Below are 20595 nucleotides of genomic sequence, written 5' to 3' on the forward strand. Positions count from 1 at the left end.
CCGGTCAAGAATCAACACAGCCCACACCCCACCCCACAATCCGCTACCCTCCAACCGCACCCGGCCGGAGGCGCCCATGTCCACGACCAACCCCACCGTCGTCGCCAAGGCGCCACCTTCCTGGCACCTCGACCTGATCGCCGGGCTCTCCATCGCCGGCCTGCTCATTCCCGAAGCCGTCGCCTACTCGGGCATTGCCAACCTGCCGCCGCAGGCGGGCGTCATTGCGCTGTTCGTGGGCCTGGCCACCTACGGATTGATGGGCCACAGCCGCTACGCCATCGTCTCCGCCACATCATCATCGGCTGCGGTGCTGGCGGCGGGAACGCTGGCGCTGGCCGGGGCGGACAATGTCTCTCGCGTTGCCATGGCTACCACGCTGGTGCTGCTTGGCGGCGTGTGCTTCCTCATCGCGGGCGCGGCGCGGTTGGGCGGGCTTTCCCATCTGATCGCGCGGCCGGTGCTGCGCGGCTACACGTTTGGGTTGGCCTGTGTGATTGCGGTGAAGCAGCTGCCGCATCTGATGGGTGTGGCCGATGTGCATGGGGACTTCATGCCGGCGTTGCTCGCCCAGCTGGCGAAAGTGCTGCCGCAGGTGAACCTGGCAGCCTTGGGTGCAGGCGTTGTCGCTTTGGTCTTGCTGTTCGCCTGCGAGCGTGTTCGACGCTTGCCGGGCAGCCTGGTGGCCATTGCGGTGGGCGTGGCGGCGTCCGGCTGGCTGTCGGCGCACGACGTGGCGTTGACCGGTGCCATCCGCCTGGCGGTCGATTTGGGCTGGCCTACGTGGCCACGCAGCGGCCAATGGTTGCCGAGCGTGGAACTGGCCGCTGCCCTGCTGCTGATTCTTTACGCGGAGTCGTACAGCTCCATTCGCGGCTTCGCACTGAAGCATGGCGACGCGGTGAATCCCAACCGCGACCTGCTGGTGCTTGGCGTTGCCAACGTCGTCTCCGGCGCACTGCACGGCATGCCGGTGGGCGCGGGCTATTCGGGCACGTCAGCGAACGAGGCGGCCGGTGCGCAATCGCGACTCGCCGGGCTTATCGGCGCGGCGTGCGTGCTCGTGCTGGTGCTGCTCGCCTTGCGCTGGATCGAACGCATTCCCCAACCCGTGCTGGCCGCCATCGTGATTCATGCGGTAAGCAAGTCCTTGCGATTGTCGGTGTTTGCGCCCTACCTGCAATGGCATCGCGACCGGTTGATCCTGCTGGCCGCCGTGGTGGCCGTGCTGTCGCTGGGTATCCTCAACGGCCTGCTGTGCGCCATCGCCTTCAGCCTGGTGATGTTGCTGCGCCAGCTGGCCACGCCGCGATTGAGCGTGCTGGGACGCCTGGCCGAAGGCCACGATTTCGTGGACATCCAGCAGCATCCCACCGCGTTGCCCGTGGCCGGCATGCTGATTGTCCGCCCTGAAGAGCCGCTGTTTTTCGTCAACGCCGAAGCCATGCTGGCGCAGGCACGTCAGCAGGTGGAAGCCAGCCAGGGCCTGCGCCGCGTGGTGCTGAGCCTGGAGGAAAGCCCCGACCTGGATGGCACCTCGCTCGAATCCATCGCCGATTTCGTCACGTGGCTTGAGGCTCGTGGCATCGAGCTGCGCGTGGCACGATTGAAGGACGACGCGCGCGACGCCTTGTCGCGCATGGCGCTACCCCAGCTTCCGCCACAGGCGCTGGAAGACTGGAGCGTGGAGGATGCCGTGTCGGCATCGCCGCCCACGACACCGTTGAACAAGGGAAACCCGAAGTGAAGAACGCTCTACGCATGACCTGGCTGGCCGCAGCCACCACGCTTGCCCTGGCCGCGCCGGCCTGGGCAGACACCGCCGCCGACGCCCGCTTCAAGCAGATCTACGAGCAGGAATGGGCATGGCGCAACGGCCAGTCGGGCATCTCCACCTCGGGCGAGGCACAGCCGAACGGTTCGCGCCTGGACAACGTGGACGCGGCCAACCAGCAGAAGCGTCAGGACTACTGGCAGAAGGTGTCCAACGACCTCGACGGCATCGACGTCAAGCAGCTGTCGCCGGAAGAACAGATCAACTATGCGGTGTATCGCGCGCAGATCCAGGCGCTGCTCGCCTCGCAGCAGTTCAAGCAGTGGCAGATGCCCTTCAACAGCGACTCCGCGTTCTGGAGCGAACTGGGCTATGTGCTCGATGGCGACAAGCTGCGCACCACGCAGGATTACCAGCGCTACATCGATCGCCTCAACGAAGTGCCGGCGTACTTCAAGCAGCAGATCGACAACATGCGCGACGGCCTGGCGCGTGGTTTCACCGTGCCCAAGGAAGTGTTGAACGGTCGCGATGCCTCCATCACCTCGGTGTCCGAGCTGAAAGACCCGACCCAGAGCAGCTTCTACAAGCCGTTCGAGAAGATGCCGTCCACCGTGCCCGCGTCGGATGCTGCGAAGCTGCAGCAGCAGGCGAAGCAGGCCATCAGCAGTAAGGTGATTCCGGCATACGCAAATCTGCTGACCTTCTTCCACAACGAATACGTGCCCAAGGCGCGCACCACGCTGGCCGCCGAAGCCATGCCGGACGGCAAGGCGTTCTATCGCCAGCAGATCATCGAATACACCACGCTCGATCTCGATCCGGACACCATCCACAAGATTGGCCTGGAGCAGGTGGCGAAGATCCACGCCGAGATGGTGAAGACCATGCAGGAGACGGGCTTCAAGGGAAGCTTCGCCGACTTCCTGCATTTCCTGCGCACCGATCCGCAGTTCTACGCCAAGACGCCGGACGAACTGCTGATGCGCACCGCGTGGGTGGCCAAGCAGGTGGATGCGCAACTCGGCAAGGAATTCGGCCGCCTGCCGCGCCAGCGTTTCGCCATCGTGCCGGTGCCGGCTGACATTGCGCCGTATTACACCTCCGGTCGCGGCGGTGCAGGCACGTACCTGGTGAACACGTACGATTTGCCGTCGCGTCCGCTGTACAACATGCCCGCGCTCACGCTGCATGAATCCGCACCCGGCCATTCCCTGCAGCTGGCGCTTGCCGGCGAACAGCATGGCCAGCCGGAGTTCCGCCGTGAAGGCTACATCTCCGCCTACGGCGAAGGCTGGGGCCTGTACTCGGAATACCTCGGCAACGAAATGGGCATCTACAAGACGCCCTACGACCGCTTCGGCTACCTGACCTACCAGATGTGGCGTGCATGCCGACTCGTGGTCGATACCGGCATCCATCACCTGGGCTGGACGCGCCAGCAGGCAATCGACTTCATGACGCAGAACACCGCGCTGTCCGATCGGGAAATCGCCAACGAAGTGGACCGCTACATCAGCTGGCCCGGCCAGGCGCTGTCGTATGAACTGGGTTACCTGAAAATCCTGGAACTGCGCCAGAAGGCCGAGCAGGCCCTGGGCCCGAAGTTCGACATCCGCCACTTCCACGACACCGTGCTGCAGATCGGCTCCGTGCCGCTGCCGGTACTGGAGAAGCGCATCGAGCGCTTCATTGCCGAAGGTGGTCCGGAGCCGGATTTCGGGTGTGATTGTGCGAAGGACAAGGCGTCCAGCAAGTAAGGGCAACACAACGATCCCGGCCAAGGCCGGGATCGTTCTTCATGGCGCCGGCTTGCCGGACTCCACGTAGTGCTGCAACCGCTGCAACTGGTCCATCAGCATCTCGTTCGCCATCGGCGCGATCTTGTCGAGGTTGCTGTGGCTTGAGCCGTTGACGCGGTATTCGAACTGCAGCGTGGTGCCATCGGCGGTGGGTTTCAGCGCGAACGTCATCACGCCATCCACCGCCATCGATTGCAGCGGGCCGAGCGCACCTTTCAGTCGCAAGGCTTTCGGTGGCGACACCCAGATCACGCGCATGTGCTCCACGCTCTGGTTGTCCCAGCGTTCGCAGAAGCAGCCGCCGGCATCGGCTTTCAGGCTCAGGTGCGAGGCGTCGCCGGAGTAGGTGTGCTCGCTGTTCCACCAGTGGGCGACGTCGGTAATCGCGGCGTAGAGCTTGTCGGGCGGCGCATGGATGGTACGGCTGTCCTGGATCAGGAAGTGGTCGGCGGAGGCGTCCTTCACCTCGGCCTGTGCCTCGAAAGCGCACAGCGACAGCAGGATGGCGGCGGCAACGGCGTGGCTACGCATGGCGTGTCCTCCCGAACAGGCGCGGCCGAGTATGCGGCCGTCGGGCAGGGCGCTGTACTGGCCGAACGGCAGATGACCGGGCTATTGGCCAAAAATGCACCAGTGGAGTAAAGTTGTCATCAACTTCACAGGGAGAGTCGAACCATGGCGGCTCATCTCCAGCCTGAAAGCCATCCCGCAGCCGACCTCGGCGGTCCTGCCTTGCGCGCCTTCTTCAACATCGCCGAGCGCTGGAACCTGCGCATCGCCGACCAGCGCCGCCTGCTGGGCGACCCGCCGGAATCCACCTTCTACAAGTGGAAACGCCTGCAGAGCGGCACCCTGGGGCGCGACACGCTGGAGCGCATCAGTTACCTGCTGGGCATCTTCAAGGATCTGCAGATCCTCTTTCCCGATCCGGACCAGGCCGATGGCTGGGTGCATCGCGCCAACCAGGCTTCGTTGTTCGGTGGTCGTTCGGCGCTGGAACGCATGCTGTCGGGCAACGTCGCCGATCTTTATGTGGTTCGACAATACCTCGACGCCCAACGCGGCTGAGCAAGGCATGGGCTGTTGTGGGAGCGCACCCGGTGCGCGACTGCCGTCACGCGGCGCACTCCTGCGCCCCACGTCGCAACCCGCGATACGCCACTTCGCCATACTCTCTCCTTCTGGCGACACGCGTGAGAGATCCACGTCATGGCCGACATTCCACCGCTCAAACGCATTCGCTGGAACCACGCGTATCGCATCGTGCCCAGCCGGTTTCCGCCGATCGGCGTGTTCGATCGCATCGCTGCGCCTGGCGATCTTGAAGCGCTGTACGCGATCGAGGCGATGACCAATCCACGCCTGCGCACAGAAATCGGCGACTTGCATCTGGTGCCGCCAGAGCGGCGCATCAGTGGTCCCGGCACCACGCCGGTGATGGCCGCATTCACCCATCTCAATCCAGAAGGCAGCCGCTTTTCCGATGGCACATGGGGCGTGTTCTACGCGGCGCACAGTGTGGCGACCGCCGTCGAGGAAACGGTGTTTCACCGCGAACTGTTCCTTGCTGCCACGTCCGAGCCGGCGTGCGATATCGAGATGCGCTGCTACCGCACCAGCATCCAGGCCAAGCTTCACGATCTGCGTGGTGGATGGACGTCCGAACACGATCCGGACAACTACGCGGCCGGCGTCGCCCTGGCGCGCAAGCTGCGCAACGAAGGTTCCGACGGCCTGGTGTACGACAGCGTGCGGCACGCCGGTGGCGAGTGCGTGGCGGTGTTCTATCCCGATCGCGTTGCACCGTGCGTGCAGGCACAACACCTGATGTACCGCTGGGATGGCAAGCGCATTGCGCAGGTGCTTACCGTGGACGAGTGGAAGCGCGGCTAGCCACGCCCGCACGAAAAAGGGCCCTTCTCGCGAAGGGCCCCGCAGCTTCCCTGCCGCCTGGTCTCCCGTTCTAGAAGCGGTAGCCGATGCTGGCGCCGAACACGACCGGGTCGATCTTGGCCTTGCCGACCTTGTCACCGTTCACCTTCACGTCGCTCTCGATGTTGGCCCAGCGCACGTCCACCGTGGTGAACCACTGCTCGGTGATCTTCAAGTCGAAGCCCACGCGCACGGCGCCACCCCAGCTGTTGGCGATGCTCACGCTGTCGCCATGGAGCGCGCCGGTGGCGTGCGTGTCGAAGAAGTTGGTGTAGTTCACGCCCACGCCAATGAAGGGCGACCACGCAGCATTCGGCATGAAGTGATAGTTCACGCCCACGGTGGGCGGCAGCTGCCTGGTGCGTGCGACGGTGCCGAGGCCCTTGAGGCTCACGTCGTGCTGGAACGGCCATGCGCCGAGCACATCCACGCCCCAGTTCGACGTGAACATGTATTCCAGGTCGATGGTGGGACGCGTGCTGCTGCTGATATCGGCGCGCGCACCGGCGAGGTTGCCGTTGTTGTCTTTCGGCGCGACGACCGCACCACCCACGCGCAGCACCCATGCGTCGCTGGCATCGGCGTGAGCGGCAGGCGCGGCGGCGATGCCACAAGCGGCGGCGATGACGAGGGGAAGCAGGACTTTCATGACGTTGATCCATCGTGTTTTCGTTGGGGACAACGTCATGGTCGTTAGGAAGTCGTTGTGCGCTCTTGATCCAGATCAGGTGTTCTTGGGGCATTCGGACGCAGGCACAAAAAAAACCCGCACGTGGCGGGCTTTTTTAGGTCGATGCAATGCGTCGATCAGGTGTCGGCGTTGGTCGCCCAGCCTTCGCGATTGCCGCGCGTGAACACGCGGTCGCTCTCCAGCACATCGCCGGCAGCGTGCGCCGGTTGTTCGCGCAGGCTGGCATAGATCGGCGTGAAGTCCGGACGCGTGGCGTCGAACAGCTGCTCGAAGCTGTCGATGACGAAGTACGTCTGCTGGAACGTGTCGATGCGGTAGCGCGCGCTCATCACGCGTTCCAGCCCGAAGCCGATGCGGTTGGGCGACGCCGAATCCAGCGAGTAGATCGACTCGCCCTTCGAGCTGACGATGCCCGCGCCGTAGATGCGCATGCCGTCCTTCGTGTTGATCAGGCCGAATTCCACCGTGTACCAGTACAAGCGCGTCAGGTTCATCAGCGCCTCGGGGCCGATGGCGAACGCCTTCATGCCGCCCTTGCCGTAGGCCTGCATGTAGTCGGCAAACACGGGATTCAGCAGCAGCGGCACATGGCCGAACAAGTCGTGGAACAGGTCGGGCTCGCTGATGTAGTCGAGCTGTTCCGGCTTGCGGATCCACCAGCTCACCGGGAAGCGGCGGTTGGCCAGGTGGTCGAAGAACACCTCGTCCGGCAGCAGGCCTTCCACCGCCACCACTTCCCAGCCGGTGGCGGCGCCGAGCACCTTGTTGAGCTCGGAAAACTTGGGAATGCCGCCATCACCCAGGCCAAAACGCTCCACGCCATCCATGAACTCCTGGCAGGCGCGGCCGGGCAGCAGGTCGCGCTGACGCTTGTACAGCGTGTCCCACACCTCGTGGTCGGTGGCCGAATAGCTGTCCCACGGTTGCTCCACGACACCGGTGGCATACACCGGGACATAGCCTCGGTCGGTCTGCTGGTGTTCGACGCGGCGGGGAGTGGAGTTCATGGCGTGCTCCTGGCCAAAGGCCGGCGTTGCTTGGACGACCCAGCATAAGGCGATTCCCGCGCACGATCTTTGTTTTATTGCATTGATTCAGTTCGATTGCGCAACAATCGTGCTTCACCCGAAGTCGTCAGGGAGATTTATTGCGATGACCACTCTGGACCGCACCGATTTACGGATACTGGCCGTCCTGCAGTCGGATGGACGCATCACCAATGCCGAGCTGGCCGACAAGGTGAGCCTGTCCCCGTCGGCGTGCCTGCGCCGCCTCCAGAAGCTGGAAGGCGACGGCGTGCTTACCGGCTACACCGCCCAGGTGGACCCGCAGGCTGTCGGCCTGGGCCTGCAGGCGTTCGTGCGCGTGCAGCTGGCCAAGCACGAGGCCGCCGTGGTCGAGCGGTTCTCCGAACTGGTCAACGAATGGCCAGAAGTGGTTTCTTGTTATGCGCTGACCGGCGACATGGACTACCTTCTCCATGTCTATGTGGCTGATTTGCAGGATTTTTCGCGCTTCCTGCTGGATCGCCTGCTGAACGCCTCGGGCGTGGCCGACGTGAATTCCAGCTTCGTGCTGCGCACGGTGAAGCGGGCCTCGGCGTTGCCGTTGGCACAACTGGAACGTTGATGCTGCGGCGCAGGGACGCAGGCGCCGACTAACGCTAAACTAACTGGACTGATGAACAGCCATTCCCTTACCGCCCCTGCTCGCCGAGACCTGATGCGACCGCTGCGCTACCTCTGGCGCGTGCCGTTGCTGCTTCTGCACGTGGTGCTGGGCATCCTGCTCTGCTCGCTGGTACTTACCTGGCGGCGCGATGTGGTGATGAAAAACGGCCGCGAGCCGTTTGCGCATCGCACCATCCGCTGGTGGTCCACCGCGCTGCTTCGCATCTTTGGCCTGCGCTCGGTGCGCGTCGGCCAGCCGCTGGCCGATCCGGTGCTGTTTGTCGCCAACCACACCTCCTGGATCGACATCGAGCTGCTGCACAGCCAGCGTGCGGCCTGTTTCGTGGCCAAGGCGGAAATCGCCAGCTGGCCGCTGGTGGGCTGGCTGGCCTCGGCCGGCGGCACCATCTTCCACCGTCGCGGCAACAACCACTCGCTGGCGGCAGTGATGCAGGTGATGGTGGATCGCTTGCGCGCCGGTCGTTCCGTGGCGGTATTCCCGGAAGGCGGCACCGGCCACAACGGCGTGCTGCGCGTGTTCCATGCGCGCATTTTCCAGGCGGCGCTGGATGCCGAAGTCCCCGTGCAACCGGTGGCGCTGCGCTTTGCGCGCGACGGTCGCCGCGTGATCGATGCCGGCTTCCGCGAACACGAGAACTTCATGCAGAACTTCCTGCGCCTGCTCGGCGAAGCGCCGCTGGACGCGGAAGTACATTTCCTCGAACCCGTGCCGAACACACCGGACGCGCGCCGCCGCATGGCGGAAACCTCGCGCGAGCGCATTGCGCAGGCACTGGAAGACAAGCCGGGTAGCGAAAACCGCGCATGACGCTACCCAGGGGAAAGGATTTTCTGCCGCCAAGGCCGCTACGCAGCGGCCATATCCAGACCATGCTGTCTTCCAGCGGCGTGCGGCGCCTGTTGCTGCCCAAGGCCGCGCAGACCGTGCTGCAGGGCTCGCAGCCCATGATGGTGGATGGCGGCAACGGCGTGCGGCTCACCGGCGCGTACACCGCGCAGAAAACACACGCGCAGTCGCGCGGCCTGGCCGTGCTGTTCCACGGCTGGGAAGGCAGCGTCGATTCCACCTATGTCCTGCAGACCGGCAGTCGCCTGCTGGCCGATGGCTGGGACGTTTTCCGCCTGAACTTCCGCGATCACGGCGACAGCCATCACCTCAACGAGGCGCTGTTCCATTCGTGCCGCATCGACGAAGTGGTGCACGCGCTGGGTGACATTTCGCAGCGTTTTCCCTCGCGCCCCATGGTGCTGGCAGGCTTTTCGCTCGGCGGCAACTTCGCGTTGCGCGCGGCCATGAGCGCGCCCGCGGCAGGGCTGTCGCTGAGCTATGCGCTGGCGGTGTGTCCCATCATTGATCCAGGCGAGGGCCTGTTCTCGCTGGAAGCATCGGCGCCGTGGTTCTACCAGGCGTACTTCATGCACAAGTGGCGTCGTTCGCTTCAGGCCAAGCAGGCCGCGTTTCCGCATGTGCAGTATTTCGAGCTGGCCGAGCTGAAGCAGAACCTGCGTGGTCTTACCGCGTCGCTGGTGTCCCGCCACACGGATTTCGGTTCACTCGAAGCGTATCTGGACGGCTATTCCGTGGCCGGTCGTGCGCTGGAAAACATGCACGTGCCGTGCACCATCCTCACGGCGCGCGACGATCCCGTCATTCCCGTCACCGCCTTTGAAAAACTGGACCTGCCCGCCAACGTCGAGCTGGATATCTCCGCCTACGGTGGCCACTGCGGCTTCATCCGCGGCTGGGACATGACCAGCTTCACCGACGACTACATCGCCGCGCGCTTCAATGCGGTGGCGGCGGCGTGATCTTTCGGCGTTGACACGCTGGCAGCCGGCGCGGAGCATGCGCTGGTTGTCACAACGACATTGCAACATCCGCGTCAGCATCGCCCTTCAATGCGGAAGGAGACGGACATGGCACGCGCTACCGGCACGTTCGAAGTGAAGATGTCGCCCCAACCGCCGCAGGACGGCGTGGGCGATCCCACCGTGGGCCGCATGGCCATCGACAAGCAGTTCAAGGGCGACATGCAGGGCCACGGCAAAGGCCAGATGCTTGCCGTCGGCACGCCCGTCGACGGTTCCGCCGGGTACGTGGCGATGGAACGCGTCACCGCCCGTGTGCACGGTCGCCAGGGCAGCTTTGCGCTGCAGCACACCGGCACGATGAACCGCGGCAACCCGCAGCTGTCGGTCACCATCGTTCCCGATTCGGGCACGGATGCGCTGGCAGGCATCGCCGGCAGCTTCTCGATCCTTGTCGAGCATGGCGCACACAGCTATGTGCTGGATTACACGTTGCCCGATGAACCCTGAGGCTTCCCCTGCAGGCAGCGCTGGCGCTACGCTTTCAAACCACCTTCCTGGAGCGTCGTTCATGCGCAGGCTGATTGCGGTGCTGCTCGCACTGTTCGCCGCCAGCGTGGCTGCCGCCGCGCCGCAGCTGGACAAGCTCACCCTGCCGGAAGGTTTCCATGTCGCGCTGTATTCGGATCAGGTGCCGAATGCGCGGGAAATCGCCCTGGGCGCGAAAGGTACGGTGTTCGTCGGTTCCAACAGCGCGGGCAAGGTTTATGCGCTCACCGACAGCGGCAACGCGGGCCGCGCCGACAAGGTGCGCGTGATCGCCAGTGGCTTGCAGTTGCCGGTGGGCGTCGCGTTCAAGAACGGCGATCTCTACATTTCCGCCGTAAGCAAGATCCTGGTGCTGCGCGATATCGAGAACCATCTCGACAATCCGCCAAAGCCGGACGTGGTCTACGACAAGTTTCCCACCGAGACGCATCACGGCTGGAAGTTCATCGCCTTCGGTCCGGACGGCAAGCTGTACGTGCCCATCGGCGCACCGTGCAACATCTGCGACAAGGGCAAGGACTACGCCAAGCTCACCCGCATGAATGCCGACGGCAGCGGCCTGGAAGATGTCGCCTACGGCATTCGCAACACCGTGGGTTTTGACTGGCAGCCGGCCACCAGGCAGCTGTGGTTCACCGACAACGGCCGCGATTTGATGGGCGACGACATGCCCAATGACGAACTCAATCGCCTCTCGCATGTGGGCGAGCACTTCGGCTACCCGTACTGCCACCAGGGCGACACGCTCGACCCTGAATTCGGCCAGGGCAGGAACTGCAAGGACTACACGGCGCCGGTCTACAAACTGGGACCGCACGTGGCGGCGCTCGGCATGCGCTTCTACGAAGGCACGCAGTTTCCGGCCAGTTACAAGGGCGCGATCATCATCGCCGAACACGGCTCATGGAACCGCACCAAGAAATCCGGTTATCGCGTGATGACCGTGCACCTGAGTGGCGACAAGGTCACTTCGTACGAGCCGTTGCTGGATGGATTCCAGAAGGACGAAAAGGCCTGGGGCCGGCCCGCCGACGTGCAGCCGCTGCCCGATGGCAGCCTGCTCGTGAGCGACGACCTGGCCGGCGCGGTCTATCGCGTTACTTATCGAAAACCCTGATGCGCCGCTGGAGCGACGCTCACCGACTTTGCCTCTGATTGGGAGAATGACCTTGCAACTGCGCAGCGAAAGTTTCGAACACGGCCAGCCGATGCCGACCCGCCTTGCCTTCGCGAAGCGCGGCGAACCCATTGCGTTGTCGGACAACCTGAGCCCGCACCTGGCATGGAAAGACGCGCCGCATGCGACGCGTTCGTTCGCGCTGATGGCGCTGGACTTCGACGTGCCGAGCAAGCCGGACGACGTCAACAAGGAAGGCCGCACCGTGCCTGCTGACCTGCCGCGTGTGGAATTCGTGCACTGGCTGATGGCGAACATTCCGGTGGAATGCGGCGAACTGGCCGAAGGCGCGTGCAGCGATGGCATCGTGCCGCACGGCAAGCGTGCGCCCTACGGGCCGCCGGGCAGCGTGCAGGGCAAGAACGACTACACCGGCTGGTTCGCCGGCGATGCCGACATGCGCGGCGAATACCTCGGTTATGACGGCCCGTGCCCGCCCTGGAACGATTCGATCATCCACCACTACCACTTCCGCCTGTTTGCGCTGGACGTGGAAAGCCTGCGCCTCGCCGATGGTTTCACCGTGGACGAACTGCGCGCGGCGATGGACGGCCATGTATTGGCCGAGGCGGAGATCATGGGCAGCTACACCATCAATCCGGCTGCGACGTAAACATCCTCGTCGCAAGCGTGAACGGGGACCAAAGGCAGCCGGGGGTTCCTGCGATTTTCACACCCGCAAGGCATGGGCTGTGGGTGAATGGCCGAGGGACGATGTCATGCCCGCCAAGAGGATCGCACCCATGCTCCACTACGCCCTGGTCTTTCTGGTCATCGCCATCATTGCTGCCTTGTTCGGTTTCACCGGCATTGCGGGCACGGCAGCAAGCATTGCGAAGATCCTGTTCATTGTCTTCCTGATCCTCGCGATCATCGCGTTCTTCCGACGCGCGAGTTAGACGATGGCGCATCGGGGTGTAACGCCCCGATGCGTTTCCGCCGACACGATTGGGTAGAGTGAATGTCCGCTTCAACGGAGAACGTCATGAACAAGCAAGTCCAGGCGCACGAGGAAAGCACGGCTGCCGAGCGCATCGAGGAACGCGCCGAGCGCGTCAAGCAGGCGACCAGCGCTGCCGTGGCGCACACCAAGGAAGCCGTCGACAAGGCGGCCGACAAGGTCGAGGACGGCCTGCATCGCGCCACCGACAAGGCGGCCGACACTGCCACGCGCGCCACGGAGAAGGCCGACGAATATCGCCAGCGTGGTCGCGAGGCTTATGACGAAGCCGTGGACCGCGCCGACGAATGGCTGGAAGTCGCCCGCGACTACGTACGTGAGAAACCCGTGCAGTCCGTCGCCATCGCCCTTGGCGCTGGTTGGCTGCTGGGCCGCATACTTCGCCGCTGATAGCCACATCGAGGACAGCGGATGGACCAGACCGGACGCGATGACGCGCCCGCCTCGCCCGACGAGACGCCACTCCCTGCGCCGCCGGGCCTGCTGGACGATATCGGCCGACTCGGTCGTGCTTTCCAGAAGCTGTTCGGGGCACAACTCAAGCTGTTGGCGGCCGAACTGGGGCTGGCGCGCAGCGCGGTCCACTGGCTGCTGATCGCGGGCCTGGTGGCCACCGTGGCCGCGGTGGGAATGGGGCTGACCCTGCTCGGCCTGATGGGCTGGCTGCTGGCGCAGTGGCTGGGCTCATGGGCCTGGGCGCTGGCCGCGCTGGCGCTGGTCGAGCTGTTGTTCCTGGCCGGCGCGATGGTGCTGTTCCGTCGCTGCATGCACTGGATGACCTTGCCCGCGACGCGCGGCGAGTGGAATGCGATGATGCGCGAGGCCCTGCGTCGTCCCGACCCGCAGGGTGGATCCCGCCCGGAGGACGTGCCATGAGCCTCATCCAGCAGTTGCATGCGGTACGCGAGGCACAGGCGCGTGCGCAGGCTGCCCGCGAGGAACTGGCCGTGCCCGCACAGGCACTGCTGGCGCGTGGACAGCGTTATCCACTGACCACCGTAGGTATCGCGACGGGCGCAGGCTTCGTGCTGGGCCAGCTCAACGTGCACCCGCTGCGCGTGCCCGGGCTCGGCGCGCTGCTCAGTGGCACCGCTGCCGAAGTCGTGGGGCAGGCCATGCGCCTGGTGGCCGAGTTCACGCAGGACACCAGCGACTTCACATGAACACGCCGATCTCGTCCCCACCGCCCGTTGCCGGAGGTGACGCGGCGCTTACCGAAGCGCCCGTCGAAGCGATGGTGCCCAGCCGCGAACCGCCGCCGCACCTGCTTCGGGTGCAACGTACGCAGAGTGCGCGCCGGCACCTGCGCGGCATCCGACTCGTGCTCAACGTGTTCCTCGCGCTGGCGTTGCTGTACACGGTCACGCTCACCAAGCAACTGCTGATACCGCTGGTGCTCGCATCGTTCATTGGCCTTGCGCTGAATCCCCTCGTGGCACGCTGCAGGCACCTGGGTATTCCGCGCTGGTTGAGTGCCAGCGTGTTGATGATTGGCCTGATCGCGTCCATCGGCGCGGGCATCGGCATGCTCGCGCAGCCAGCGGCCGAGTGGGTGCACCAGGCGCCGACGGCCATCCGCAATTTCGTTCCCAAGCTGCGCAACGTGATCCAGCCGCTGGAAGCCGCCAACCGCGCCACGCAGGGCCTGACAGGCACATCGCGCGTGCAGGGTTCCGTGCAGCCGCCGCCGTTGTCTTTCACGGTGTGGGACGTGCTCGCCACCACGCCGAAGGTGCTGGCCGGCGTGCTCACGGTCATCCTGCTGGTGTTCTTCTTCCTGGTGTATGGCGACCTGCTGTTGCGGCGGCTGGTGGAGGCCTCACCCAGCTTCGGTTACAAGCGGCACGCGGTGCACGTGGTGCGCGGCATTCAATACGAGGTGTCGCGATACATCCTCACCGCCACCTTGATCAACTTCGGCCTGGGCGCGGTAACGGCAGGCATGCTGTGGCTTTACCACATGCCCGATCCGCTGCTGTGGGGCACCGTGGCCATGCTCGCCAACTTCATTCCCTACGTGGGCGCCATCAGCACCACGGCGGTGCTTGCCATCGTGGGCCTGCTCAATTTCAACCAGGCGGGCGAGGCGCTGTTGCCAGCGCTCACCTTTGCGGGCATCACGGCGTTCGAAGGCAACCTGGTCACGCCGTTGATCCAGGGCCACCGCATGCGCCTGAGCCCCATCGCCATCCTGCTGTGGCTATTGATCTGGGGTTGGTTGTGGGGCATTCCCGGCGCCCTGCTCGCCGTGCCCATGCTCACCAGCGCAAAACTGGTGACCGAGCGTGTGCGCGGCTGGCGCTGGTTTGCGCGCATGGTGCAGCGCTAGTCGCGCGATTCGCGGCGAGACTGTTTCCGTAGCACGGCGCTACCAGTCGATCCGTTGCCTGTCGCGGAAAAAGCCGCCGTTGATCGCCGGACGCGACGGCAACATCGCCGCCCATACGATGCCTGCTGCACCATCAGGTACAGGTCGTCCGCCGTGACCGCCCATGTCGGTGGCGACCCAGCCGGGACATACCGCGTTGACCAGGATGCCGCTGCCGGCGAGTTCCGCCGCGAGCATGCGCGTATGGCTGTTGAGCGCGGCCTTGGACACGCGATAGGCCGGGCAACTCGCGCCTTCGCTTTCGACGGCACCACAGCCGCTGGACACATTCACGATGCGCCCATAACCGTGGCGCTGCATCAGCGGAAGCATGGCCTCGGTGAGTTGCCACGCGCCGATCAGGTTGGTTTCCAGCGCCTGCCGGACCACATCGAGATCCACCGACGAGGCCTGGTCGTCGATGTCGAAATATGCACCGGCGTTGTTCACCAGGATATCGAGCCGACCGTATTCACCGGAGATACGCGCGGCGAGTTCGCGCACGCTTTCCGCCGATGTGACATCGAGCGGCACGGACACCACGTTGCCACCGTCGCGTCGCAACTGGCGTGCCGCCTTTTCGCCCGCGAGTGGACGGCGTGCACCGAGCAACACGGTGACGCCGGTGGCGGCGAGCTGTCGCGAGACCTCAAGACCCAGTCCGCGATTCCCGCCGCTCACCAGCGCTACGCGTTGTGACGGTTCCGGTTCGGGCGCGAGCATGCGGCGTCGCGATGGCCTCCCCGGAAACGCCACCGCGCTCATGGCGTGGCGGCCAGCTGGTCGCAACGCTCGGTGGCACACGCCTGCCAGCCACCGCCCAGTGCCTTGTACACCGACACCGCGCGCAGGTTGATCGATGCCTGCGCATCGGCCAGCGCGTCTTCCGCTTCCAGCTGCGTGCGTTCGGCATCCAGCAACTGCAGGAAGTCGGCCGCGCCTTCGTTGTAGCGGATGCGCGCCAGGTCGGTCGCGTGGCGGCTGTTGGTCACCTGCTGTTCCAGCTTGAGCACGCGATCGCGTTGCAGGTTGTAGCCGACGATGGCGTTGTCCACGTCTTCCACAGCCTGAAGCACGGCTCGCTGATAACCGGCGAGTGCGGCATCGGCTCGCGCTTCGCTGGCCTTCACGTTGGAACGCACGCGCTGCACGTTGAGCCCGGACCAGGTGATGCTTGGCGCGATGGACCACGCACGCGACTGTGCGCCGCCGAAGTCGTTGCTGCGACCGGCAAGAAAACCGAGGAAACCACCGAGCTGGATATGCGGGTAGTAGTCGGCCTTCGCCACGCCGATGCGGGCGTTGGCAGCAGCAAGTTCGCGTTCGGCGATGCGTACATCCGGACGGCGTTGCAGCACGTCGCCAGCATTGCCGATGTCCAGTGCGACATCGATGGGCTTGAAGCCCTTCGGCGACAGGTCGACATCCAGTTCACCGGGGCGCTCACCGACCAGCACGGCGAGTCGCGACGTGTCGTTCTGCGCCAGCGTCTGCAACGTGGGCAGCTGCGCCTCGACAAAATTCAGTCGCGCCGTGGCGCTGGCCAGATCCTGTTCCGACACGGTGCCAATGTCGGCTCGGGCGTGGATCAAGCGCAGCGTCTCGCGCTGATTCTCGATGTCGCGGTTGGCCACGTCGATGCGCAACTGCACGCCACGCAGGTCGAAGTAATAGCGCGCGATCTCGGCGAACAGCGTCACCTGCGCGTCCTGCAGCGCCGCCTGGCTGGCGCCGGCATCCGCACGCGCGGCTTCCACCGAGCGACGCACGCCACCGAACAGGTCGATCTCCCAACTTGCGTCGAAACCCGCCTGATAGCTGGTGGTGGTCACGCGCTGATCGGTGAAGCCGGGTTGCTGTTCCTTGCTGCGCGTGTAATTGGCGCCGGTTTCAATGTCCGGAATTTGTGCCGACTTAGCCACACCCAACAACGCACGCGATTCACGCAGTCGTGCGTAGGCAATCTTCAGATCCGGGCTGTTGGACGCAGCGCGCTGGATCAACGCGTCCAGCGTCGGGTCGTTGAACTGCTTCCACCACTGCGCCTGGAAGTTCTGTGTGTTCTCCTGCGCGTTGACGCCCTGGACCGCGACCGGTGTTTCCTGGGGCGCGTGGTAGTCGGGGCCGACGCTGACGCAACCGGAGAGCATGATGGCGGCGGCGATCGCGGTGACTTTCTTGGCTGAAGCGCGTCGCGAGACGGGGCGGCACGTTTCGCAGGCGTCGATGTTGGAGACGTCCATCAGGCCCGCGCCGGTTGCGAGAGTGTCGCCAGATTGGCCCCTCACCCCGGCCCTCTCCCCGGTGGGGAGAGGGAGAAGTGTGGCTTTGAGGTTCTTGAAGAAAGACATATCAATGCTCCTCGATGAGCTTGCTGGCTTGCGCAAGGCGCGCAGCCTTGCGGGCGCGGCGGCGTTCGCTCATGCGTTCGCCCCAGCCGCGCACCAGCACGTAGAACAGCGGGGTAAAGATCAGGCCGAAGAAGGTGACGCCCAGCATGCCGGCAAACACCGCTACGCCCATCGCGTGACGCATCTCTGCACCTGCGCCATGCGAGGTCACCAGCGGCACCACGCCCATGATGAAAGCGAACGACGTCATCAGGATCGGACGCAGTCGCAGGCGGGCGGCTTCCAGCACGGCCTGCACGCGGTCCATGCCTTCGATGATCTGCGCTTCGCGGGCGAACTCCACGATCAGGATCGCGTTCTTGCACGCCAGGCCCACCAGAACGATCAGGCCGATCTGGGTGAAGATGTTGTTGTCGCCACCGGTCATCCACACGCCCGAGATGGCAGACAGCAACACCATCGGCACGATCAGGATCACCGCGAGCGGTAGCAGCAGGCTTTCGTACAGCGACGCCAGCACCAGGAACACCAGCAGCACGCACAAGGGGAACACGAGCACCGCGGTGTTGCCGGCCAGGATCTGCTGGTACGTCAGCTCGGTCCACTCGAATGTCATGCCGTTGGGCAGGTTGTCCTTGGCCAGCTTTTCAATCGCCGCCTGTGCCTGGCCGCTGCTGAAGCCCGGTGCCGGTCCACCGTTGATCTCGGCTGTCGGATAACCGTTGTAGTGCTGCACGCGATCCGGACCCACGGTCTGCTTCACGGTGAGGAACGATCCCAGCGGAATCATTTCACCCGTGGTGCTGCGCGTCTTCAATTGCAGGATGTCGGTGGCTTCGTGACGGAAGCTCGGCTCCGCGGACACATTCACCTGATACGTGCGACCAAAGCGGTTGAAGTCGTTGACGTAGAGCGAGCCGAGATACGCCTGCATGGTCTGGTACACGTCGGCCAGGTCCACGCCTTCAGCCTTCGCCTTCTCGCGATCCACGTCTGCGTCGATCTGCGGCACGCTCACCTGGTAGCTGGAGAACAGGCCCGCGAGCGATGGCACCTTGGTGCTCGCCTGGATCAGGTTCTGCGTCTGCTTGTACAACTCCTCGAAGCCGGCATCCGAACGGTCTTCCACTTGCAGGCGGAAGCCGCCAATCGTGCCGAGGCCGTTCACCGGCGGCGGCGGGAAGATGGCGATGTACGCATCCTGGATGCCCATGTACTTCTGTTGCAGGGCCGCCGTGATGGCACCTGCCGACAGCGACGGATCACGACGTTCCTCGAACGGCTTCAACGTCACGAACACGATGCCGGAGTTGGTGCTGTTGGTGAAACCGTTGATCGACAGACCCGGGAACGCCACCGCGCTTTCCACGCCCGGCTGCTTGAGCGCGATGTCGCTCATGCGACGGATCACGTCTTCCGAACGATCCAGCGAGGCCGCGTCGGGCAGCTGCGCAAACGACACCAGGTACTGCTTGTCCTGCGGCGGTACGAAACCCGACGGCACATGGGCAAAGCCGAACAGACCAAGCACCACCAGGCCGCCGTAGATGATCAGTGCGATGGAGCCCGAACGCAGGATGCGCTTCACGCCGCCCACGTAGCGATTTGCACCGCTGATGAACAGCCGGTTGAACGGGCGGAACAGCCAGCCGAAGCCGCGATCGATCCAGATGCTCAGCTTGTCCTTCGGCGCATCGCGATCCTTCAGCAGCAGCGCGGCGAGTGCCGGGCTGAGCGTGAGCGAGTTGAACGCCGAGATGACGGTGGAGATGGCAATGGTCAGCGCGAACTGGCGGTAGAACTGGCCAGTGAGGCCGCTGATGAATGCCGCCGGCACGAACACCGCGCACAGCACCAGCGCCGTGGCCACGATGGGCCCGGTCACTTCGTTCATGGCCTTGCGTGTGGCTTCCTTCGGCGACAAGCCGTGTTCGATATGTCGCTCGACGTTTTCCACCACCACGATGGCGTCATCCACCACGATGCCGATGGCCAGCACCAGGCCGAACAGCGACAGCGCGTTGAGCGAGAAGCCCGCCATCAGCATCACAGCGAATGTACCGATCAACGACACCGGCACGGCCACCAGCGGGATGATCGATGCACGCCACGTCTGCAGGAACAGGATCACCACCAGCACGACCAGCGCGATGGCTTCGAACAGCGTATGCACCACGGCTTCAATCGAACCGCGCACGAAGATCGTCGGGTCATAGACGATCTGATAATCCACGCCCTGCGGGAAATCCTTCTTCAGGTCTGCCATCAGGCCGCGGACTTCGTCGGAGATCTGGATGGCGTTGGAACCGGGGCGCTGGAAGATCGGCAACGCCACGGCGGGCTGGTTGTTGAGCAGGCTGCGCAGCGCGTAGTTGTTGGAACCGAGCTCGATGCGCGCCACGTCGCGCAGGTGCACGAACGAACCGCTGGCATCCTTGCGCACGATGATGTTGGCGAAGTCGTCTTCAGTGATCAGGCGACCCTGCGTGTTGATGTTGAGCTGGAATGCCGAGTTGTTCGGCCCCGGCGGCGCATTCAACGCACCCGCGGCCACGGTGATGTTCTGCTCCTGGATCGCATGCACCACGTCACCCGTGGTCAGCTGGCGCGACGCCAGACGTTCCGGGTCAAGCCACACGCGCATGCTGTATTCGCCGGCACCGAAGATCTGCACGTCGCCCACGCCATCCAGGCGCGCCAGCTGATCCTTGATGTGCAGGCGCGCGTAGTTGGACAGGTACAGCATGTCGTACCGGTTATCCGGCGAGATCAGGTGCACCACCATGGTGAGGTCGGGCGAGCTCTTCTGCGTGGTCACGCCAAGACGCTGCACTTCCTCGGGCAGGCGCGGTTGCGCCTGCGCCACGCGGTTCTGCACCTGCACCTGCGCGTTGTCCAGGTCCGTGCCCAGCGCGAAGGTGACAGTGAGCGTCATCGCGCCGTCGCTGGTGGACTGCGAGGAGGTGTAGAGCATGCCTTCCACGCCGTTGATCTGTTCTTCCAGCGGCGTGGCGACGGTTTCGGCGATTACCTTGGGGTTGGCGCCGGGATAGGAAGCGCGCACCACCACGGTGGGCGGCACCACTTCGGGGTATTCGCTGATCGGCAGCTTGAACAGCGCAATGCTGCCCGCGATGACGATCAGCACGGAGAGGACGCCGGCCAGAATTGGCCTGTCCACGAAGAATTGTGCGATTTTCATTGCATTCGTCCTGGTTGCTCGCTGGCACCATTCCCGCGTTGGGCGGGGACTTTCGGCGCGTTGTTCGCGATGTGCGGAGACAAAGCGCCCCTGGCCCTCTCTCGACGGAGAGAGGGCGTGCATTCATTTCTTGCCAATCACTTTCCTGAGTCGTCATCCCCGCGAAGGCGGGGATCCAGCGCCTTTATCCACGGCGAAGGAGAGTCACTGGGTTCCTGCTTGACCAGCCTTGCGGCTGTTGAAAAGCGTCTCGCAGGAATGACGAGCTAAAAACGTTGCGACGTTATC

General features: G+C 64.4%; 21 protein-coding genes. 15 read left to right on the forward strand and 6 right to left on the reverse strand.

The features are described 5' to 3' along the window. Positions 1 to 76: 76 nt before the first annotated feature. Together DK366_RS06225 and DK366_RS06230 are read left to right on the forward strand one after the other, a co-directional pair. Positions 77 to 1747 carry a SulP family inorganic anion transporter gene (locus tag DK366_RS06225; RefSeq protein ID WP_109124676.1) on the forward strand — a complete coding sequence of 557 codons (1671 nt, stop codon included), beginning with the start codon at positions 77 to 79 and terminating at the stop codon, positions 1745 to 1747. Positions 1748 to 1761: 14 nt separating this feature from the next. Next, positions 1762 to 3534 (forward strand): DUF885 family protein, encoded by a 1773-nt coding sequence (locus DK366_RS06230; protein ID WP_198651451.1) that lies wholly within the window; start codon positions 1762 to 1764, stop codon positions 3532 to 3534. 39 nt (positions 3535 to 3573) lie between these two features. On the opposite strand, the gene DK366_RS06235 is transcribed toward DK366_RS06230, so the two are convergent. Continuing rightward, positions 3574 to 4107, reverse strand: a complete 534-nt coding sequence (locus tag DK366_RS06235) for an SRPBCC domain-containing protein (protein WP_109124678.1) — start codon at positions 4105 to 4107, stop codon at positions 3574 to 3576. Positions 4108 to 4251: 144 nt separating this feature from the next. Between DK366_RS06235 and DK366_RS06240 the strand changes: the two genes are divergently transcribed. Together DK366_RS06240 and DK366_RS06245 are read left to right on the forward strand one after the other, a co-directional pair. Beyond that, positions 4252 to 4644, forward strand: coding sequence for an MbcA/ParS/Xre antitoxin family protein (locus DK366_RS06240; protein ID WP_109124679.1), 393 nt, complete (start codon positions 4252 to 4254; stop codon positions 4642 to 4644). A gap of 141 nt (positions 4645 to 4785) precedes the next feature. Further along, entirely contained in the window at positions 4786 to 5469 is a 684-nt protein-coding gene (locus tag DK366_RS06245; protein WP_109124680.1) for an RES family NAD+ phosphorylase, read from the forward strand. A 70-nt stretch (positions 5470 to 5539) separates the two neighbouring features. Here DK366_RS06245 and DK366_RS06250 read toward each other — a convergent pair whose 3' ends face one another. Both DK366_RS06250 and phhA read right to left on the reverse strand, forming a co-directional pair. Further along, entirely contained in the window at positions 5540 to 6157 is a 618-nt protein-coding gene (locus DK366_RS06250; protein ID WP_109124681.1) for an OmpW family outer membrane protein, read from the reverse strand. A 158-nt stretch (positions 6158 to 6315) separates the two neighbouring features. Then, positions 6316 to 7206 carry a phenylalanine 4-monooxygenase gene (phhA, locus tag DK366_RS06255; RefSeq protein WP_109124682.1) on the reverse strand — a complete coding sequence of 297 codons (891 nt, stop codon included), beginning with the start codon at positions 7204 to 7206 and terminating at the stop codon, positions 6316 to 6318. Positions 7207 to 7351: 145 nt separating this feature from the next. Here phhA and DK366_RS06260 point away from each other — a divergent pair, with 145 nt between their 5' ends. From DK366_RS06260 to DK366_RS06310, 11 genes are all read left to right on the forward strand, one after another. Next, positions 7352 to 7828, forward strand: a complete 477-nt coding sequence (locus DK366_RS06260) for an Lrp/AsnC family transcriptional regulator (RefSeq protein ID WP_109124683.1) — start codon at positions 7352 to 7354, stop codon at positions 7826 to 7828. Between the two features lie 93 nt (positions 7829 to 7921). Beyond that, on the forward strand, positions 7922 to 8698 hold the full coding sequence (locus DK366_RS06265) for a lysophospholipid acyltransferase family protein (RefSeq protein WP_232820936.1): 777 nt from the start codon (positions 7922 to 7924) through the stop codon (positions 8696 to 8698). Continuing rightward, positions 8695 to 9699 (forward strand): alpha/beta fold hydrolase, encoded by a 1005-nt coding sequence (locus DK366_RS06270; RefSeq protein WP_109124685.1) that lies wholly within the window; start codon positions 8695 to 8697, stop codon positions 9697 to 9699. Before DK366_RS06265 ends, DK366_RS06270 begins: the two co-directional genes overlap by 4 nt. Before the next feature lie 108 nt (positions 9700 to 9807). Further along, positions 9808 to 10209, forward strand: a complete 402-nt coding sequence (locus tag DK366_RS06275; protein WP_109124686.1) for a DUF3224 domain-containing protein — start codon at positions 9808 to 9810, stop codon at positions 10207 to 10209. A 61-nt stretch (positions 10210 to 10270) separates the two neighbouring features. Continuing rightward, positions 10271 to 11365: a PQQ-dependent sugar dehydrogenase gene (locus DK366_RS06280; protein WP_109124687.1), complete on the forward strand. Its 1095-nt coding sequence runs from the start codon at positions 10271 to 10273 to the stop codon at positions 11363 to 11365. 52 nt (positions 11366 to 11417) lie between these two features. Next, positions 11418 to 12038, forward strand: coding sequence for a YbhB/YbcL family Raf kinase inhibitor-like protein (locus DK366_RS06285; protein ID WP_109124747.1), 621 nt, complete (start codon positions 11418 to 11420; stop codon positions 12036 to 12038). Between the two features lie 130 nt (positions 12039 to 12168). Then, positions 12169 to 12324, forward strand: a complete 156-nt coding sequence (locus tag DK366_RS06290; protein WP_109124688.1) for a DUF1328 domain-containing protein — start codon at positions 12169 to 12171, stop codon at positions 12322 to 12324. An 86-nt stretch (positions 12325 to 12410) separates the two neighbouring features. After that, positions 12411 to 12776 carry a DUF883 family protein gene (locus DK366_RS06295; RefSeq protein ID WP_109124689.1) on the forward strand — a complete coding sequence of 122 codons (366 nt, stop codon included), beginning with the start codon at positions 12411 to 12413 and terminating at the stop codon, positions 12774 to 12776. A 21-nt stretch (positions 12777 to 12797) separates the two neighbouring features. Continuing rightward, the gene (locus DK366_RS06300) at positions 12798 to 13262 is read left to right on the forward strand and encodes a hypothetical protein (RefSeq protein WP_109124690.1); all 465 of its coding nucleotides are present in this window, start codon (positions 12798 to 12800) and stop codon (positions 13260 to 13262) included. Further along, positions 13259 to 13549, forward strand: a complete 291-nt coding sequence (locus DK366_RS06305; RefSeq protein WP_109124691.1) for a hypothetical protein — start codon at positions 13259 to 13261, stop codon at positions 13547 to 13549. The genes DK366_RS06300 and DK366_RS06305 overlap by 4 nt, the downstream gene beginning before the upstream one ends. A gap of 71 nt (positions 13550 to 13620) precedes the next feature. Next, positions 13621 to 14715, forward strand: a complete 1095-nt coding sequence (locus DK366_RS06310; protein ID WP_232820941.1) for an AI-2E family transporter — start codon at positions 13621 to 13623, stop codon at positions 14713 to 14715. 39 nt (positions 14716 to 14754) lie between these two features. Here DK366_RS06310 and DK366_RS06315 read toward each other — a convergent pair whose 3' ends face one another. The 3 genes from DK366_RS06315 to DK366_RS06325 all read right to left on the reverse strand — a co-directional run bounded on the left by DK366_RS06315 (position 14755) and on the right by DK366_RS06325 (position 20307). Next, the gene (locus tag DK366_RS06315) at positions 14755 to 15477 is read right to left on the reverse strand and encodes an SDR family oxidoreductase (protein WP_109124693.1); all 723 of its coding nucleotides are present in this window, start codon (positions 15475 to 15477) and stop codon (positions 14755 to 14757) included. Positions 15478 to 15515: 38 nt separating this feature from the next. Further along, positions 15516 to 16904, reverse strand: coding sequence for a TolC family protein (locus DK366_RS06320; protein ID WP_198651452.1), 1389 nt, complete (start codon positions 16902 to 16904; stop codon positions 15516 to 15518). Between the two features lie 202 nt (positions 16905 to 17106). Next, a complete protein-coding gene (locus DK366_RS06325; protein WP_109124695.1) occupies positions 17107 to 20307 on the reverse strand; it encodes a multidrug efflux RND transporter permease subunit in 3201 nt (1066 codons plus the stop codon). Between the last annotated feature and the right edge of the window lie 288 nt (positions 20308 to 20595).

Source organism: Dyella sp. C11 (genome assembly GCF_003121485.1).
Lineage (GTDB): Bacteria > Pseudomonadota > Gammaproteobacteria > Xanthomonadales > Rhodanobacteraceae > Dyella.

Bases quoted from the DNA above. Each gene is read 5' to 3' on its own strand.
- DK366_RS06260 (WP_109124683.1), top strand. From the start codon at position 7,352: ATGACCACTCTGGACCGCACCGATTTACGGATACTGGCCGTCCTGCAG.
- DK366_RS06280 (WP_109124687.1), top strand. From the start codon at position 10,271: ATGCGCAGGCTGATTGCGGTGCTGCTCGCACTGTTCGCCGCCAGCGTG.
- DK366_RS06265 (WP_232820936.1), top strand. From the start codon at position 7,922: ATGCGACCGCTGCGCTACCTCTGGCGCGTGCCGTTGCTGCTTCTGCAC.
- DK366_RS06315 (WP_109124693.1), bottom strand. From the start codon at position 15,477: ATGCTCGCGCCCGAACCGGAACCGTCACAACGCGTAGCGCTGGTGAGC.
- DK366_RS06275 (WP_109124686.1), top strand. From the start codon at position 9,808: ATGGCACGCGCTACCGGCACGTTCGAAGTGAAGATGTCGCCCCAACCG.
- DK366_RS06225 (WP_109124676.1), top strand. From the start codon at position 77: ATGTCCACGACCAACCCCACCGTCGTCGCCAAGGCGCCACCTTCCTGG.
- DK366_RS06325 (WP_109124695.1), bottom strand. From the start codon at position 20,307: ATGAAAATCGCACAATTCTTCGTGGACAGGCCAATTCTGGCCGGCGTC.
- DK366_RS06230 (WP_198651451.1), top strand. From the start codon at position 1,762: ATGACCTGGCTGGCCGCAGCCACCACGCTTGCCCTGGCCGCGCCGGCC.
- DK366_RS06270 (WP_109124685.1), top strand. From the start codon at position 8,695: ATGACGCTACCCAGGGGAAAGGATTTTCTGCCGCCAAGGCCGCTACGC.
- DK366_RS06235 (WP_109124678.1), bottom strand. From the start codon at position 4,107: ATGCGTAGCCACGCCGTTGCCGCCGCCATCCTGCTGTCGCTGTGCGCT.
- phhA (WP_109124682.1), bottom strand. From the start codon at position 7,206: ATGAACTCCACTCCCCGCCGCGTCGAACACCAGCAGACCGACCGAGGC.
- DK366_RS06310 (WP_232820941.1), top strand. From the start codon at position 13,621: ATGGTGCCCAGCCGCGAACCGCCGCCGCACCTGCTTCGGGTGCAACGT.
- DK366_RS06305 (WP_109124691.1), top strand. From the start codon at position 13,259: ATGAGCCTCATCCAGCAGTTGCATGCGGTACGCGAGGCACAGGCGCGT.
- DK366_RS06245 (WP_109124680.1), top strand. From the start codon at position 4,786: ATGGCCGACATTCCACCGCTCAAACGCATTCGCTGGAACCACGCGTAT.
- DK366_RS06300 (WP_109124690.1), top strand. From the start codon at position 12,798: ATGGACCAGACCGGACGCGATGACGCGCCCGCCTCGCCCGACGAGACG.
- DK366_RS06240 (WP_109124679.1), top strand. From the start codon at position 4,252: ATGGCGGCTCATCTCCAGCCTGAAAGCCATCCCGCAGCCGACCTCGGC.
- DK366_RS06290 (WP_109124688.1), top strand. From the start codon at position 12,169: ATGCTCCACTACGCCCTGGTCTTTCTGGTCATCGCCATCATTGCTGCC.
- DK366_RS06320 (WP_198651452.1), bottom strand. From the start codon at position 16,904: ATGCTCTCCGGTTGCGTCAGCGTCGGCCCCGACTACCACGCGCCCCAG.
- DK366_RS06250 (WP_109124681.1), bottom strand. From the start codon at position 6,157: ATGAAAGTCCTGCTTCCCCTCGTCATCGCCGCCGCTTGTGGCATCGCC.
- DK366_RS06295 (WP_109124689.1), top strand. From the start codon at position 12,411: ATGAACAAGCAAGTCCAGGCGCACGAGGAAAGCACGGCTGCCGAGCGC.